Raw genomic sequence first — 923 nt, forward strand, 5'->3', positions numbered from 1 at the left:
GGCACTGTTGCAAATAGAGATTTGAGTCGATGAAGTTCCCTTTAAAAAGTGCTTAGAGACCGAAAACCCTGTTGATTAGACACACTTCACCCTGAGGCTGACCATAATAAAATGACGATGCTTGTCCTTTACGTAGTGCACGCATGACTTCAATACCTTTAATTGTGGCATAAGCCGTCTTCATAGATTTGAATCCTAATGTGGCCCTGATGATTCGCTTTAACTTACCATGATCACATTCAATGACATTATTTTTATACTTAATCTGCCTGTGTTCAAGGTCTGGTGGACATTTTCCTTCTCGCTTTAATCGTGATAAAGCATGGCCATAGGTCGCTGCTTTATCTGTATTGATGACCCGTGGAATTTGCCATTTTTTCACCGTATTGAATATCTTTCCTAGAAAACTATAGGCTGATTTACTGTTCCGCCTAGCGGAAAGGTAAAAGTCAATCGTATGACCACGTTGATCAACTGCACGATACAGGTAAGTCCATCGCCCCTTCACTTTGATATAAGTCTCATCCATATGCCATGAATGTAAATCTGTAGGATTACGCCAATACCAGCGTAAGCGTTTTTCCATTTCTGGAGCATAACGCTGAACCCAACGATAAATTGTACTGTGATCCACATTTATGCCTCGTTCAGCGAGCATTTCTTGAAGTTCACGATAGCTGATGCCATATTTACAATACCAACGAACAGCCCAAAGAATGATTTCACCTTGAAAGTGCCGACCGTGGAAGGGATTCATCTGCTGTATCTCGAAATAAATAAGATATTTAGCTTATCACGTCAGCCTATTTGCAACAGTGCCAATTCTCATGATAAACCGAAGTCGCTTCCATGATTGCTGTCACTTGATCAGGTTCAATTTTAAGAGTGATGAGCCATTTGAGCAGACTGCCAAAGCCACTTTC

1 protein-coding gene and 1 pseudogene are annotated in these 923 nt (G+C 41.1%); both read right to left on the bottom strand.

Annotation, left to right across the window (positions count from 1 at the left end):
* Window positions 1-52: 52 nt before the first annotated feature.
* Window positions 53-757: an IS6 family transposase gene (locus VF675_RS13695; RefSeq protein ID WP_019383621.1), complete on the bottom strand. Its 705-nt coding sequence runs from the start codon at window positions 755-757 to the stop codon at window positions 53-55.
* A 64-nt stretch (window positions 758-821) separates the two neighbouring features.
* A pseudogene (locus VF675_RS13700) lies at window positions 822-923 on the bottom strand (IS110 family transposase); the annotation flags it as partial.

The organism is Acinetobacter sp. Lyrl_1 (assembly GCF_051948795.1).
Classification (GTDB): domain Bacteria; phylum Pseudomonadota; class Gammaproteobacteria; order Pseudomonadales; family Moraxellaceae; genus Acinetobacter; species Acinetobacter towneri.